Source organism: Arthrobacter sp. CAN_A214 (assembly GCF_015751955.1).
Classification (GTDB): Bacteria; Actinomycetota; Actinomycetes; order Actinomycetales; family Micrococcaceae; genus Arthrobacter_D.
On record NZ_JADOUU010000002.1, the window covers coordinates 168,574 to 183,082 of the forward strand.

The window sequence follows — 14,509 nt, forward strand, 5'->3', positions numbered from 1 at the left end:
CAGGTCCGGGGCTTTTCGTGTTCTCGCGCCCAGATGCAGCTAGATGTAGATTGCCGGATCCACGTATTCCGCCGGATCCACGGCGGGCTGGGTCTCCCGTGCCGAGTCGCGGTGCCGGAAGGTTGCGGGGATGCCCGTCACGATGGAGTCGGGGGGCGTGTCCTTCACGACGACGGCGTTGGCGCCCACCGCGCTCCCGGCTCCGATGGTGATGGGACCGAGAACCTTGGCACCTGCACCGATGGTGACCCGGTCGCCGATCGTGGGGTGCCGTTTGATCTTCTCGAGCGAGCGGCCGCCGAGCGTCACACCCTGGTACAGCATGACGTCGTCGCCGATCTCTGAGGTTCCCCCGATCACGACGCCCATCCCGTGATCGATGAAAAAACGCCGGCCGATGGTCGCGGCAGGATGGATCTCGATCCCGGTCAGCGTCCGGGCGAGTTGCGCGAGAACTCGGGCGGGGAAACGCAGGCCCGGTTTCCGCCACATTCGGGAGGTGAGCCGGTGGGCCCAGATCGCATGGAGCCCCGAGTACACCACCGTGTTCTCGAAGGGTCCTCGTGCTGCTGGGTCATGGGTGCGCGCCGTCTCAAGATCCTCGCGCAGTCTCGCTAGAAAACTCACCGACTACTTTCTGATGGGGTGGAACTAGTTGCGGATGTCGTCGAAAAGGACGGTCGAAATGTAGCGCTCACCGAAGTCGCAAACAACGGCCACGATGAGTTTACCCGCGTTCTCGGGCCGTTTCGCGAGCTCGAGAGCGGCCCAGACGATCGCTCCCGATGAAATCCCCCCAAGGATCCCCTCACGCGTCCCGAGGTCCCGGGCAACCCGCACCGAATCCTCCACTGTGGCATCAAGCACCTCGTCGTAGGCGTTCCGGTCCAGGTTCTCAGGAACGAAGTTGGCGCCGAGGCCCTGGATCTTGTGGGGCCCGGGCGCGCCGCCGTTGAGGATCGGCGAATCCGCAGGTTCGACGGCGACAATCTGCACACCGGGCTTCCGCTTTTTCAGGACTTGCCCGACGCCGGTGATCGTGCCGCCGGTACCGACGCCGGCCACGAAGATGTCGACCTTACCGTCGGTGTCGTCCCAGACTTCCTCGGCGGTGGTCGTCCGGTGGATCTCGGGATTGGCCACGTTGGCGAACTGCTGCGCCCAGATGGCGTTCTCGGTGCTCCCCACAATGTCCTTCGCCCGGTCCACCGCGCCCCGCATGCCCTCGGATCCGGGCGTGAGCACGATCTCGGCACCGTAGGCCCGCAGCATCACGCGGCGTTCGGTGGACATCGTCTCGGGCATGGTCAGGATGACACGATAACCCCGTGCCGCTCCCACCATGGCCAGTGCGATGCCGGTGTTCCCGGAGGTTCCCTCCACAATCGTTCCACCGGGCTTCAACGCTCCGGCCTTCTCGGCGGCGTCGATGATGGCGACGCCGATCCTGTCCTTGACGCTGTTCGCGGGATTGTAGAACTCGAGCTTGACGGCAACCTGGGCATCGAGGCCCTCGGTCAGTCGGTTCAATCGCACGAGGGGCGTGCGCCCCACCAACTGGGTGACGTCGTCGTAAATCTTTGCCATGAAAGCCTGCCTGGTCGAGGGTGGGTCAGCGGAGCTCCCCGGCGGAGCCGGGACTGATCCTAATTGCAGCAGTCCCGGAGAACTACGCGGCGAGCCACTCGGAGTAATATTTCCGTGCCTTGGCCAGCTTGGGATTGATGATCACCTGGCAGTAGCCCTGCTCCGGCTGCTTGCCGTAGAAGTCCTGGTGGTATTCCTCGGCCACATGGAACTCGGGCAGGCGGCTGATCTCGGTGACGATCGGGTTGGACCAGTTCTCCTGGTTGCGCTTCACCGCCTCCTCGAAGAGGGCCTGCTGCTCAGCGTCCTGGTAGTACAGAACGGACCGGTACTGGGTACCGACGTCATAGCCCTGCCGATTGAGCGTGGTGGGGTCGTGCGAGACGAAGAACATATCGAGGACGACGTCCTCGGGAATGACCGACTCGTCGAAAGTCACTGCGACGACCTCCGCGTGGCCCGTCATGCCCGAACACACCGAGTCGTAATCGGGGTGCCGGGTGTGGCCACCGGTGTAACCGGAGATCACCTCGGTGACGCCGCGGGTCTGCTGGTAGAGGGCGTCGAGGCACCAGAAACAGCCACCGCCAAGTACAAGAGTCTTCATGCTCTTTACAATGCGCGCGGACGCCGGAAGATTCCCGGACCGGTTGGAGTGGTAGAACTGGAGCCATGGAAACTGACCAGCAGAGCACCGGCGGCGGTGGCGCGGACACGGTTCCGACGGTGAGGGACGTCCTCGGCGCGATCGAGGAATTGTGGCCCGAATCGCTCGCGGAGAACTGGGACGCCGTGGGGCTGGTGGCGGGCAGGGCCGGCGCCGGCGTCGAACGTATCCTCTTCACCGTCGATCCCACTGCTGCAGTTCTTGACGAAGCACTCGACTGGGGGGCGCAGCTGATCATCTCGCACCACCCGCTCCTCCTGAAGCCGGTCCATTCGGTGGCGGCGTCCGGGTTCAAGGGAGAGATCGTGCACCGCCTGATCGAAAGCGGGTGTGCCCTGGTCACCGTCCACACCAACGGTGACAGCGCCGTCGGAGGCGTATCCGATGTCCTTGCGGACGCCCTGGGCCTCCAGGACGTGCAGCCCCTGGTGAAGGCCCGCGACGGATTGCCCGAGGAGGGTATCGGCCGCGTGGGGAACCTTCCCGATGCGACGACCCTCGGTGACTTCGCCGGCGTGGTGTTCTCCCTGTTGCCGGCGGTGGCCGGGGGAGTACGGGTAGCCGGTGACAAGGACGGGCTGATCCGGCGGGTCGCAGTATGCGGAGGCGCGGGAGACTCGCTGTTCCCGGAGGTCCGGGCGAGCCAGGCGGACGTCTATGTCACCGCCGACCTGCGCCACCATCCGGCCTCTGAGGTCCGGGAGGCGGCGGGCAACGGAAGGCCCTACCTGATCGATGTCTCCCACTTCGGCAGCGAGTGGTTGTGGCTGACGCCGGCGTCGGCAGCGCTGGGCAACATGCTGGCCGACCAGGGGTTCGACGCCGACATCCGGGTCAGCGGCATCAATACCGACCCCTGGGACTTCGTCCTCACCCCCGGCCACTGAACCGGCTCCCGCCGTGCTCATTCCCGCCGTGCCATAGGCTGGAGGGAACGTCATTCGTCCCCAACGCGGAGGTATCCCGTGGCCAAGGCTGCACCAGAGGAACAATTGCGACTGCTCGATCTGCAGGCGCTCGATTCACGGCTGAACCAGCTCCAGAGGCAGGCCGCGGTGGTGCAGAACAACTCCGAGCTTGCCGTGCTCGGTGGAAGGGTGGCCACCGTGGACGGTGAGCTCGTCCGGGCAAGTACGGAGCTGGCGGACCTCGAGCGCGAGCTCACCCGTGCGGAAGACGACGTCCAGGCAGTGGTGGGCCGGATCGAACGCGATGAAAAACGCCTGAACAGCGGACAGGGAACCTCGAAGGACCTCACTGCCCTCCAGAGCGAGGTGGCCTCGCTGACACGGCGCCGGTCCGATCTGGAGGACGTGGAACTGGACATCATGGAACGCGCCGAGGCGGCACGAGCCGCGCAGGTGGCCGTGCAGGAGCGCACCGATTCGGTGCGGCGTGAGTTGAAAGAGCTCGAGGAGGCCCGGGACGCGGACCTGGTGCAGATTGCCGGCCAGCGCTCAACCGTCCAGGCCGAGCGGAACGAGTTGGCGGCGACCATCGATGCCCCGCTACTCGCGATCTACGAGAAAACGCTCGCCAAACGGGGGGTGGGTGCTGCGCGTCTGTTCCATGGCACCTCGGAGGGGTCCGGAATGCAGCTCAGCCCGGGCGACCTCGCGGAGATCCTCCGCGCCGCACCGGATGACATAGTGATGTGTCCCGATTCGGGCTGCATCCTTGTCCGCTCGTCGGAGTGGGGGAACTGATTTCAGTGGCAGCCGACGCCGAGCTGTTCAACCCCCATGCCCGGGATGATGCGCAGCATCCTGTTCGTGGCGGGCAGCTGATCGTGGAGGCCGACGGCGGTTCCCGTGGAAATCCGGGCCATGCGGGCTATGGCGCGCTGGTACGCGATCCTGCGACCGGCGCCATCCTCGTGGAGAAGGCGGCCTACATCGGTAAGGCGTCGAACAATGTGGCCGAGTACTCGGGCCTGGTGGCAGGACTGGAACTTGCGCAGGAGATCGACCCCGGAGCACGGATCCACGTGAAGATGGACTCGAAGCTCGTGGTCGAGCAGATGTCGGGCCGATGGCAGATCAAGCACGCCGACATGCGCGTTCTCGCCGGTAAGGCGCGCAAGGTGGTGGACCCGCGGAACGTCACCTACGAGTGGATCCCGCGCGAGCGCAACAAGGACGCCGACCGGCTTTCCAACGAGGCAATGGACGCCGGCATGGCGGGCGTCGATTGGGTTCCCCGAAAGGCCGTTTCGTCGGGAGGAGGTTCCGGGAGTTCTCCTGCCGGCGCAGCCGTGCCCGGCGCAGCGCCTGCGAGACCGAAGCTTTCCGGACGGCTGCACCACATCGAAATCTGGGTCGCAGATCTCGACAAGGGAGTCCGGAGCGTCGGCTGGCTGCTCGAGCGCCTCGGTTTCCCCGCACGGGAAAACTGGAAGGACGGCGTCAGCTACGGGGGAGAGGGCTTCTACGTGGTGCTCGAATCCGGACCGGACGTGGCTCCCGAAGGCCACCACCGGCGTCGTCCCGGAGTCAACCACCTGGCCTTTGCCGCCGGAACCCGCAGCGAGGTGGACCTGCTGGCGCGGCGCGCCACAAGTCACGGCTGGACGCTTCTGTTCGCGGATCGGCACCCTTTCGCCGGGGGCCCTGGGCACTATGCCGCCTACCTCGAAAACGACGAAGGCTTCGAAGTGGAACTAGTGGCCGACGCGCCCGGCTAGACGGTCGGAGGGAGCAGGAGATTCAGCTGGGAGCCCCGTTTCCCGCTTCCAGGCGCCAGTTCCGCGGTCCACCGTTCCTGTGCGGCCCTGAGCAGCTGCGCTGGCGACTCCGGGATCTTCCCGCGCCTGGTGATCAGGTGGCGAGCCAGTTCGCCGCGTGTGTGTTTCGCGAAGTGGGAGACGACGGTCCACTTTCCGTTGCGCGCCTGATAGACATTCACTGCGACGCTGTTCTCCACCGGGGGTGACCAGGCGGCCGCGTAGGTGCTTGATCTGCAGTCGACCACGAGGGATGAACCAGCGTGTGTCCGCAGGGGCTCGTCCAGGACCCTTTTCCAGAATGAGGAAAGCCTGCCGGTACCAGGGAGGTCCACCGACATCGACAACCGGTACGCAGGGATCGGATCACCGAAGCGAAGCGCGCCCCAGAGTGCCGAGATGATGACTATGTGTTCCCGTGCCTTCCTTTTCTGGAGCGCGGTCAGGTGGCGGTAGTCGAGCGCATCATACAGAACCCCTGAATACACGTCGTGGGCCGGGCCCGAAGGCTCGACGTCGAGCAGGAGGTTCCGCTGGACGTCGTCGACGAGCGAGGCGCCGACTCCGAGGATCCGGTGGGCATCGGGATGCCCGCTCGCCTGCCGGAGGGCCGTCAGTACTTCCGACCGGGCCTTGTTGAGCTCCGGGAAATGAAGTTCGGCCAGTGAGACCGGGTGCCCTTTGGATACCGCGGATTTTCCTTCGGAGGGGGGCAGCAGGATCAGCACCGGATCAACTTTACCGAAGGTAGGGTGCCGGGCCCGCACAGGCCGGCCGGCACGTCGTGCACGCCATACGCCGTATAATCGGAGCTGGATGGGTCGATCAGGCGGCCGCGTTGGAGGAGTGCCGTAAGGCATGAGAACCACCGAGGAACGTCCGGGCTCCGCAGGGCAGGGTGGTGGGTAACGCCCACTCGGGGTGACCCGCAGGCCAGTGCCACAGAGAATAGACCGCTTCCCGCCGTCAACCGGCAGGGGAGTAAGGGTGAAACGGTGGTGTAAGAGACCACCAGCGTGCCGGGTGACCGGTGCGGCTAGGTAAACCCCACCCGGAGCAAGGCCAGACAGTGCGCGCTTGAGGGCTGCCCGCCCGAGTGCACGGGTAGGCCGCTGGAGGGCGTCGGCAACGGCGCTCGTAGATGGATGGCCGCCACTCCCGGGCCGGTAACGGTGCGGGATGACAGAACCCGGCGTATCGGTCGACCCATCCCTTTCCAAGTAGTCAACCCTAAAAGCAGGTAACCGCTACTGTGTCCCTGGCGCGAAGTCCCACGTAGTTTTCGGTAACAACGAAAACTAGTCATCTGGGGTGGCAAAAGTGAAAAAAGTACACAGTGGTCCAGTGTTGGCGATCGGGGGCGCGCTCTTGATCGCGTTCCTGCCCGGAACGGGCGAAGCGGCCTCGGACGGAAGGGATTCCGCAGGGGAACCTTCCTCCTCGCTGGTGGAACAAGTACCGGGTGTACCGGGCGCCGATCATGTCCTTTCTCCGGCTGCCGTCCCCGTCATTTCCGAGGATGCGCCCGGAACAGGGCTGGAATCACAGCCGGAATCAGCGGAATCTCTTCCCGTCGAAGAGGTCGGCAGCGGAATGGGCGGCGACCTTCCTCCGGAGCTGCTGCCCAGCCCGGCCTATCCTCCGTGTCCCGTGACCGAGCTGGGTAACTGGTGGACCGACCCGGCAGACCCCTATACCTGCCTTCCCCCCGAATCGCGGGGGTTCTCCGAGCCGGTGCCCCCGGTCGCTCCCGGCGATTGGACTCCGTGGGATCCGGCACCAGTGGAGCCGGGCGAGGATTGCCGAGTGGACGGCGTGCAGCGATGCGAGGTGCTCATCGAGGGGCAGACCTATGTGGTGACCTTCAGCGAAGGCGCACCGCTTCACGTCTATGCTGCTCCTGCGGGGTGATCGACACCCGGCACTCCTGTAAATCCTTCGGAGGAATTATCCGGTTGCCCAGGATAACAGTCAACCCCTGTGGAGGTTTTCCCGGCGAAACGGCCGTGGTGAACAAACGCGCTGCACTTGCTCCGCTACCCTGATCCAATGACCGCGAGCACCAGTGACAAGCCTCACCTTCTGGTGCGCAACCGGAACTTCCGGGCGCTCTTCATCTCCAGCACCGCAGGGATTTTCGGTAACGCCGTGGCATCCGTTGCTCTCCCGGTGATCGCGGCGGTGGAATTGCACGCGAGCGATTTCGAGGTTGCGGCGCTCGCCGGAATGACGTTCCTCCCGTGGCTCCTCTTCGGTCTTGTCATCGGGGTGTGGGTGGACAGGCTGCCGCGCCGTCCGGTCATGGTATGGTCCTTGATCGTCCGTATTGCGGCCCTCGCGAGTCTTCCGCTCGCCTACTGGTCGGGCAGCCTCAGCGTTGCCCTGTTGTTCATCGTTGCCTTTCTTGCCGGAGTGACCTCCGTCTTCTTCACCCTCGCCGATCAGGCCATGGTTCAGCAGGCCGTCACCAAGGACGAGCTGATGGAGGGCAACGGGCTGATCACAGGATCCGGAGCCGCTGCCGACGCGGCGGGCCGTTCGATGGCCGGCTGGCTCACGAGTTCGGCGGGGGCGTCCAACTCGCTCCTGATCGAGGTGGGGACCTCTGTCGTCTCACTGGTGGCCGTGCGGCGCCTGGACGTCGCCGAGATCGTTCCCGACAAGACCGAGCACCGCATCTTCCGGGAGATGGCGGACGGCATGCGGTACACCTTCAGCACCGCCCCCCTACGAGCCATCCTCTATAACGCAGCCCTGTGGAATCTGGGCGGCAATATCGCAGCCTCGCTCATCGTGCTGCTGGTGCTGCGAACCCTCAACGAGTCGCAGGTATGGCTGGGCCTGTTGCTTGCGGCAGCGTCGATCGGCGGAACCGTCGGCGGGGTGACAGTCACGGCGTTGGGAAAACGGTTCGGCTCCGGGCCGCTCTGGCGCTGGTCCATGGTCCCCGGGGTACTCGGTTATGCGTCGCTTCTGGTGATGACGCCGGGCTGGGGCATGCTTCCCGGACTCGCCGGGATGTTCATCATGGGCGCGAGTGTCGCCTGGAACATCGTGATCGGCATCAGTTTCCGGCAGCGCGTATGCCCTCCCGGGATGATGGGGCGTCTCGGCGCGGCTTCGCGGACCGTGAGCTGGGGCATGCTGGCCATCGCGGCAGTGGCAGCAGGGGTGCTTGCGGAGGCATTCGGCGTGCGGACAGCGATGCTCATCGGCATCGGAATAGCCCTCGCTGCCCCGGTGGTGGCCATGCTCGGCCCGCTCCGGAAGGTGCAGCGGCTCGAGGATCTGGATCAGGGGCCGGATCCCGTTCGGGACGAGCGAGCCGCCTCCATTCCTCCGCGCTGAGATGCCGGTCAGTGACCGAACGGGTCCGGATCGACACCGGGCAGCCACGTTCGCCCCGGAACACCCCACCCCTCCGCAGCGATAGCCTTGCGCGCCTTGCGCGCGTAGCGGCCGTTGAGCCGGTCCACGTACAGCAGGCCGTCGAGATGGTCGTACTCGTGCTGCAGGCACCGGGCGAACCAGCCGGTGGCCTCGAAAGCCACAGGACTGCCGTCGCCGTCGAAGCCCGAGATCTTCGCCCATTCGGCACGCTTGAGGGGAAAGGCCTCGCCGGGTACTGAAAGGCACCCCTCGGCCTCCTCCTCAGGGTCCGGAGCCGACCCTGGAACCTTGGACGTCACCAGGGTGGGGTTCACCAGGACTCCGCGCGGCGGCACGCCGTCGTCGTTCGCCATCGAATAGACGAAGATCCTCGAACCCACACCGATCTGCGGAGCGGCAAGGCCCACCCCGTTGGCGACGTCCATGGTCTCGAACATGTCGGCGATGAGGATCCGGAGTTCGTCGTCGAAGTGCTCCACGGGCAGCGCACGCCGGTGAAGAACCGCTTCGCCGGTGATGGTGATGGGGTGGACAGTCATGGGTCCTTCCTTGGTTCTGTGGTCAGCCCGCAATGGAGCGGCCGACGCTTTCGCGCATGATCTCGCTGGTGCCGCCGAAGATGGTGAGCAGCCGGGCCGCGAGGAAGGCCTGTGAGACGGGATATTCGAGGATGTACCCGTAGCCGCCGTGCAGCTGGAGGCAACGGTCGGTGATCGACTTCACCCGCTCGCTCGCCCACAGCTTCGCGCGGGCGGCTGACACGCCGTCGAGCTTGCCGTCGTTGAAGGCGAGCATGGCGGCGTCGACGTAGGTCTCGGTCACCTCCACCTCGGTGAGGATGTCGGCGAGGGCGAAGCGCGTGTTCTGGAAGTCGATGACGCGTTCACCGAAGGCGTTGCGGTCCCTGGTATAGGCGACCGTCTGCTCATAGACAGCCCGGGCGACAGCCGACGACGCCACGGCGATCCCGAGGCGTGCCTGCGGAAGCTGCTCGAGGCTGTATCGCAGGCCCTGGCCTTCCTCCCCGACGAGGTTGTTTCCCGGCACGCGGACGTTGTCGAAGAACAGCTCGGAGGTGTCCGAGGCCTTCAGCCCCATCTTGTCGAGCTGGCGGCCCGTCGTGTAGCCCTCGGTCTTTTCGACCATGAACAGGGAGAATGCGTCGCTTGAACCCCGGCCTGCACTACCGTCGGTCCTCGCCAGGACCAGTGAGGCATCTCCGCTGATGCCGTTCCCGATGAAGACCTTCTGCCCACTGAGGAGCCAGTCGTCGCCGTCGCGCACTGCCTTGGTGCGGATTCCGCGCAAATCGCTGCCGGCGCCCGGTTCGGTCCAGGCACACGAGGTGACCGTTTCCCCGGAAACCATGCCGGGCAGCCAGCGCTGCAACAGGTCCTCCGAGCCGTGGGCCAACAGATGGGGCAGGACGAGGTCGTCGTGCAGATGGAAAGCAAGCCCGACGGCGAGGTGGTTGCTTTTCGCGAATTCCTCGTCGAGCACTGCGCGGAAGCGGTAATCCGCCATACCGGCGCCCCCGAACTCCTCGGGAACCGCCATTCCCAGCAGGCCCTGCTCACCCGCCGCCTGCCACAACCGGCGGGGCATGATGTGTTCCTGGTCCCACTTCGCGTAGTGCGGCGCCACTTCGCGGGCGTTGAACTCCCGGGCAACATCGCGGAAGAGCTCGTGATCCTCTTCGAATACCGTGCGTTCCATGCGGACAGTCCTCTCCAACACTCGCTTCGGCGTACCGGACGGGCCGGAACCCGATTCCTCTGGGAATGGCGGTCAAACGTAAAGCCGCCCCGGAGTATCTCCAGGGCGGCTTTCTCTCGATTGTCGGAACAACCGAACTCTACGGGTGAGTAACGGGGCTTGAACCCGCGACCTCCTGGACCACAACCAGGCGCTCTGCCAACTGAGCTATACCCACCATGCAATCCGCGCCGACCCCTTGGAACTCAGCCGATTCACTCAGCGATCGTCCACCCGGGCAGGCTGCGAAAGGCAGCGGAAACAAGTTTACACACTTTTCGCGGGGCTTTTTCCATCCGGGTTCCGTCGTAGCCGGAGGCTCCGCCTCGACCGGCCTCCCGTTACTGGTCGAGCGACTGGGCGATCGCCTTGCTCGTGGGGGAGTCGGGCCCCGGGCTGGGCACGAAAACCGCCTGGCGGTAGTAACGGAGCTCCCGGATCGAGTCCTTGATATCGCCGAGTGCGCGGTGGCCGCCGCTTTTCGCCGGACTCTGGAAATAGGCTCGGGTGTACCAGCGACGGGCGAGTTCCTTGATGGTCGACACATCGATGACGCGGTAGTGAAGGTGATCGACGACAGCGGGCATGTCCCTCGCCAGGAAGTTCCTGTCAGTGCCTACCGAGTTCCCGGCGAGTTGCGCTTTGCGCGGCTCGGGGACCCACTCCTTGATGTACTCGAGGACCCGGGCCTCGGCGTCCTGCATTCCGATGCCCTGCGGTAGTTCCTCGAGTAGTCCCGAGTCGGTGTGCATCTGCCGCACGAAGTCCCCCATCTGCTCCAGGGCCGCCGGTTCGGGAGCGATGACGACGTCCACTCCATTCCCCAGCACGTTCAGCTCGGAGTCGGTGACGAGGACGGCTACTTCGATGAGGCCGTCCTTCTCCAGATCGAGCCCCGTCATTTCGCAGTCGATCCACACAATTGGTTCATTTGATATCGGCACCCGACAAATGTACCGCGCACGGTCCGGCAGGGCCCCGGATAGCGTTCCAGGAGCAAGGATGGGCTTCCACTTCCCAGGATGGGACGGGTCCGAACTGCTAATATCGTCGAAGCCCGGCGCACTCGTTGACTCAGGTACGGCAGCCGCCGGAGCACCCTCCCGCCGTACAAGGATCGGACGCACCGAGATGACCGCCCAAGTCCCTGTGACTGAGCCCTCGGCGTCGCGCCTTGAACGCCCCAACATCGCGATCATCCAGGGGTTCGTCGGCTCGATGCTGATGTGGCTCGGTTCCATGGGGGTGGGCTGGCTGTCGCTCGCGTCGACCGAGCTACGCCGCAACCCGATGATCATGTGGCTTCGCTTCGAGCCGGAAGGGGCGGTCTTCTCCGTGCTCGTCCTCGCGGTCGGCGGCATGCTGCTCGTGCGCTCGTGGCTCCGCCTCGGGCAGCGACTCTCCGGTTGGGGACCCGAGACCCGGCCCTTCGTATTGAAAGCCGTCCTGGCCTGGGCGGCACCGATGTGCGTGGCGCTCCCACTGTTCAGCCGTGACGTCTTCGCCTACATCGCCCAGGGCCAGGTCATGATCGCCGGGCTGAATCCGTACCGCGACGGTTATTCGCAGATCTCGAATTATCTACAGATCGGTGCTGACGACCTGTGGGCGCAGAGCCCCACCCCCTACGGCCCGGTCTTCCTGTGGATCGAGGAGGCGGTGGTGCGCATTACGGGAGGCCAACCCGATTTCTCGATCGCCCTGTTCCGGATGGTCGCCGTCGCCGGGGTCGGACTGTGCGTCTACTTCATTCCCAGACTCGCCGACCTCCACGGTATCAACGCCAACCGGGCCCTGTGGCTGACGGCCGCCAACCCGCTGTTCCTGATCAATTTCGTTGCTTCCATCCACAATGACTCCCTCATGATCGGGCTCGCCCTCGCCGGGCTCTACCTCGCCGCGACCCGCCGTCCCATCTGGGGCATCATCCTCATCACGGCGTCCGTGGGCATCAAGCCGATCACCCTGATCTTCCTGCCGTTCGTGGGGCTGATGTGGGCGGGCAGGGGCGCCTCATGGCCGCGGAAATTCGGCTACTGGGCCGTCACGGCGGGCCTGTCGCTCGGCCTGCTCTGGATCATGGGCCTGATCAACGGCTTCGGCTTCGGCTGGGTGGGCGCCCTCAGTACTCCCGGCAGCGTGTGGATCTGGTACGCACCCGTCGGCTTCCTCGGGTTGATCGTGGCGACACTCGGCAACGCCGTCGGGCTGGACGGGTGGGGCTTCGCCAGTGTGGTCCACACACTGGCCCGCCTGGGCTCCCTGGTGATCATCGCGCTCCAGATCTTCCGGGGAGACCACAGCCGGCTCGTTCGTCGCCTTGCCTTCGCGTTCGCGGCGATCGTGGTGCTGTCACCCATGATCCAGTCCTGGTACGTGGTCTGGCTGATACCGCTGTTCGCCGTGACCGGGATCCGCGATGACTGGCAGGTGAAGGCGCTGTACTTCACGGTGTCCTTCTTCATGGTGTACGCCATCACCGACCAGCTGGACATTTTTCCCTACTTCGAATTCAGCCTGATGGCAGCGCGCCAGATCGCCGCCGTCTGCGCCCTCGGCTTCGCCTTCTACCTGGTCTTCCTCGACCGCAGCACGAAGGTCCTCTTCCGCCGCAGGTTCCATCAACTCTCTCCGGGACAGCTGCACTAGCGACCCGCTTTCCGGCGTGGGGAGAGGGATGGAGCATGCACTTCCTTTCGGCACGGGCGATACTGAGTAGATGACCGATGCAGATGAACAGACATACTCCGGGGAATTCGAGATCACAGAATGGGCTCCCGAACCCTATTCCGAACCGGGCAGCACCGGGGAATTGTCGAGGGTGCGGGCGGTCAAGGTTTTCGAGGGCGGGATCACCGGGACAAGCACCGCGGAACTGCTGATGGCGGGAAACGACGTCGGCGCCGGCTATGTGGCGTCCGAACAGTTCACCGGCACCCTCGGGGAGCGCACCGGCTCCATGGTGGTACAGCACTGGGGCGTGGCCGAAGGTACCGAAGCAGCAGCATCCGGGCACATCATCCCCGGGTCGGGGACCGGCGGCCTTGCAGGCGTGGCGGGCAAGGCTCTCTACTCGCAGGGTCCCGACGGACAGCACCGGCTCGAACTGCGCGTGACCTTCACCCAGCCGGCGGAGTAGGCGACCCCACACAGGCGGTGGGCGGTGCCATAGTAAACTGGGCGGACTGCCTCCGTAGCTCAGGGGATAGAGCAGGGGCCTTCTAATCCTCTGGTCGCAGGTTCGAATCCTGCCGGGGGCACCACCGAAGCGGCCCCGACTGACACATCGTCCGTCGGGGCCGCTTCCTTTCTGCCTGGGAGAAACCGGATGGGCTGCTGTCCGGCCGCAACCCGCCTGCCCCGATGGATCGCCCGGCCCGGCCGTTACGCTTGAACGATGAAAAAGCCCAGCCGCTTCGCGCAGATTGCTTTCATCTCTGCCGCGGGCGCCTTCATCACGGCCGCACGGCTGCAGGTGTACTTCCGGGGCGAGGAAGGATTCAACGCGGTACTGGTGACGGTCGGTATCGTCGGTCTCGTGATCGGTGGGGTAGTGGCCCTGCTGATCGGAATCCTCAACTACACGCGCAGGGCGCCCTGACCTGCCTGCACGTGCTCCTTGTCCACATAGCAGCCCCATTCCGGTTCTTCCGTGCCCCCGGCGCAGAAACTTGAAGGAGGGGGGCGTCCCGCCGCTCGTATTTCGGATAGTTGAGGGAGAGGGAATTCCATGAATGACATCATCACGGTCCGGGGGTACGTGGCTACGGACGTCCGGCTCACACTTGCACAGAGCGGGCTGCCGATCGCCGGTTTCCGGATGTGCTCCACCGACCGGCGCTTCGACAAGGAAACGAATACCTGGATCGACGGGCACACCAACTGGTACTCGGTCTCCATGTTCCGCCAGCTCGCGACCAATGCCGCCGCCAGCCTGAAGAAGGGGGACCGCGTGGTGATCACGGGCCGGCTCAAGGTTCGCCCCTGGGCCACCGCCGACGGCCGGACCGGTACCTCCGTCGACATCGATGCCGATACCGCCGGCCACGACCTCATGTGGGGCACCGCCAATTTCAGACGGACATCCGCAGATCGCACGGATGACCAGGGTCAACTGCCTGCAGCCGTTGGTGAGGTGCCGGCGGGGGTGGATTCCGCAACCGGGGAGATCCTCGACGGCGACGGCTACGGCACTGGTCACACTGCCGATCCCGACCAGGACGGCACGGCGGCCGGCGACGACGACGATTCCGGCTCGGCGTCGAAAGCAAAGGAACTCGACCCCGCCGGTGCTCCTTTCTAACGGGTCGATCCGCGCCGGGACGTGTGCGGTCCTCCGGCGGACCGTCGCGCGCGGGCCTGCCTGGCTGCCGAGGGTGGGGTGGCCC

At 65.3% G+C, this 14,509-nt stretch carries 16 protein-coding genes, 2 tRNA genes and 1 other RNA gene; 11 read left to right on the forward strand and 8 right to left on the reverse strand.

Annotated features, from left to right (window positions below; translation table 11 throughout):
• Window positions 1-39 precede the first annotated feature (39 nt).
• From epsC to msrA, 3 genes are all read right to left on the reverse strand, one after another.
• Entirely contained in the window at window positions 40-627 is a 588-nt protein-coding gene (gene epsC / locus IWX65_RS02640) for a serine O-acetyltransferase EpsC (RefSeq protein WP_196880909.1), read from the reverse strand.
• 24 nt (window positions 628-651) lie between these two features.
• The gene (gene cysK, locus IWX65_RS02645; RefSeq protein WP_196880910.1) at window positions 652-1,587 is read right to left on the reverse strand and encodes a cysteine synthase A; all 936 of its coding nucleotides are present in this window, start codon (window positions 1,585-1,587) and stop codon (window positions 652-654) included.
• A gap of 82 nt (window positions 1,588-1,669) precedes the next feature.
• A complete protein-coding gene (gene msrA, locus IWX65_RS02650) occupies window positions 1,670-2,194 on the reverse strand; it encodes a peptide-methionine (S)-S-oxide reductase MsrA (protein WP_196880911.1) in 525 nt (174 codons plus the stop codon).
• A 65-nt stretch (window positions 2,195-2,259) separates the two neighbouring features.
• Here msrA and IWX65_RS02655 point away from each other — a divergent pair, with 65 nt between their 5' ends.
• The 3 genes from IWX65_RS02655 (at window position 2,260) to IWX65_RS02665 (ending at window position 4,937) form a co-directional block, all read left to right on the forward strand.
• Window positions 2,260-3,141, forward strand: a complete 882-nt coding sequence (locus IWX65_RS02655) for a Nif3-like dinuclear metal center hexameric protein (RefSeq protein WP_196880912.1) — start codon at window positions 2,260-2,262, stop codon at window positions 3,139-3,141.
• A 78-nt stretch (window positions 3,142-3,219) separates the two neighbouring features.
• On the forward strand, window positions 3,220-3,960 hold the full coding sequence (locus IWX65_RS02660; protein ID WP_196880913.1) for a zinc ribbon domain-containing protein: 741 nt from the start codon (window positions 3,220-3,222) through the stop codon (window positions 3,958-3,960).
• Between the two features lie 5 nt (window positions 3,961-3,965).
• Entirely contained in the window at window positions 3,966-4,937 is a 972-nt protein-coding gene (locus IWX65_RS02665; RefSeq protein ID WP_196880914.1) for a reverse transcriptase-like protein, read from the forward strand.
• Here IWX65_RS02665 and IWX65_RS02670 read toward each other — a convergent pair.
• A complete protein-coding gene (locus tag IWX65_RS02670; RefSeq protein WP_196880915.1) occupies window positions 4,934-5,704 on the reverse strand; it encodes a YaaA family protein in 771 nt (256 codons plus the stop codon). The two genes, IWX65_RS02665 and IWX65_RS02670, sit on opposite strands and share 4 nt — an antisense overlap.
• An 89-nt stretch (window positions 5,705-5,793) precedes the next feature.
• Here IWX65_RS02670 and rnpB point away from each other — a divergent pair.
• From rnpB to IWX65_RS02685, 3 genes are all read left to right on the forward strand, one after another.
• Window positions 5,794-6,189, forward strand: an RNA gene (gene rnpB, locus IWX65_RS02675) — RNase P RNA component class A.
• A 131-nt stretch (window positions 6,190-6,320) separates the two neighbouring features.
• On the forward strand, window positions 6,321-6,887 hold the full coding sequence (locus IWX65_RS02680) for a hypothetical protein (protein WP_196880916.1): 567 nt from the start codon (window positions 6,321-6,323) through the stop codon (window positions 6,885-6,887).
• Window positions 6,888-7,025: 138 nt separating this feature from the next.
• Complete coding sequence (locus tag IWX65_RS02685; protein WP_196880917.1) at window positions 7,026-8,324, forward strand: MFS transporter; 1,299 nt, start codon at window positions 7,026-7,028, stop codon at window positions 8,322-8,324.
• Window positions 8,325-8,332: 8 nt separating this feature from the next.
• On the opposite strand, the gene def is transcribed toward IWX65_RS02685, so the two are convergent.
• The 4 genes from def to orn all read right to left on the reverse strand — a co-directional run bounded on the left by def (window position 8,333) and on the right by orn (window position 11,065).
• Window positions 8,333-8,905 carry a peptide deformylase gene (gene def, locus IWX65_RS02690; RefSeq protein ID WP_196880918.1) on the reverse strand — a complete coding sequence of 191 codons (573 nt, stop codon included), beginning with the start codon at window positions 8,903-8,905 and terminating at the stop codon, window positions 8,333-8,335.
• 22 nt (window positions 8,906-8,927) lie between these two features.
• Window positions 8,928-10,082 (reverse strand): acyl-CoA dehydrogenase family protein, encoded by a 1,155-nt coding sequence (locus IWX65_RS02695; protein ID WP_196880919.1) that lies wholly within the window; start codon window positions 10,080-10,082, stop codon window positions 8,928-8,930.
• Window positions 10,083-10,226: 144 nt separating this feature from the next.
• Window positions 10,227-10,299, reverse strand: a tRNA-His gene (locus IWX65_RS02700).
• A gap of 163 nt (window positions 10,300-10,462) precedes the next feature.
• On the reverse strand, window positions 10,463-11,065 hold the full coding sequence (gene orn / locus IWX65_RS02705; RefSeq protein ID WP_196880920.1) for an oligoribonuclease: 603 nt from the start codon (window positions 11,063-11,065) through the stop codon (window positions 10,463-10,465).
• 187 nt (window positions 11,066-11,252) lie between these two features.
• Between orn and mptB the strand changes: the two genes are divergently transcribed.
• The 5 genes from mptB to ssb all read left to right on the forward strand — a co-directional run bounded on the left by mptB (window position 11,253) and on the right by ssb (window position 14,424).
• Window positions 11,253-12,770: a polyprenol phosphomannose-dependent alpha 1,6 mannosyltransferase MptB gene (mptB, locus tag IWX65_RS02710; RefSeq protein ID WP_196880921.1), complete on the forward strand. Its 1,518-nt coding sequence runs from the start codon at window positions 11,253-11,255 to the stop codon at window positions 12,768-12,770.
• 70 nt (window positions 12,771-12,840) lie between these two features.
• Window positions 12,841-13,260: a DUF3224 domain-containing protein gene (locus tag IWX65_RS02715; RefSeq protein ID WP_196880922.1), complete on the forward strand. Its 420-nt coding sequence runs from the start codon at window positions 12,841-12,843 to the stop codon at window positions 13,258-13,260.
• Between the two features lie 48 nt (window positions 13,261-13,308).
• Window positions 13,309-13,384: transfer RNA gene (locus tag IWX65_RS02720), tRNA-Arg, on the forward strand.
• A gap of 134 nt (window positions 13,385-13,518) precedes the next feature.
• Window positions 13,519-13,722, forward strand: coding sequence for a hypothetical protein (locus IWX65_RS02725; protein ID WP_196822130.1), 204 nt, complete (start codon window positions 13,519-13,521; stop codon window positions 13,720-13,722).
• A gap of 129 nt (window positions 13,723-13,851) precedes the next feature.
• Complete coding sequence (gene ssb / locus IWX65_RS02730) at window positions 13,852-14,424, forward strand: single-stranded DNA-binding protein (RefSeq protein ID WP_196880923.1); 573 nt, start codon at window positions 13,852-13,854, stop codon at window positions 14,422-14,424.
• Window positions 14,425-14,509 lie beyond the last annotated feature (85 nt).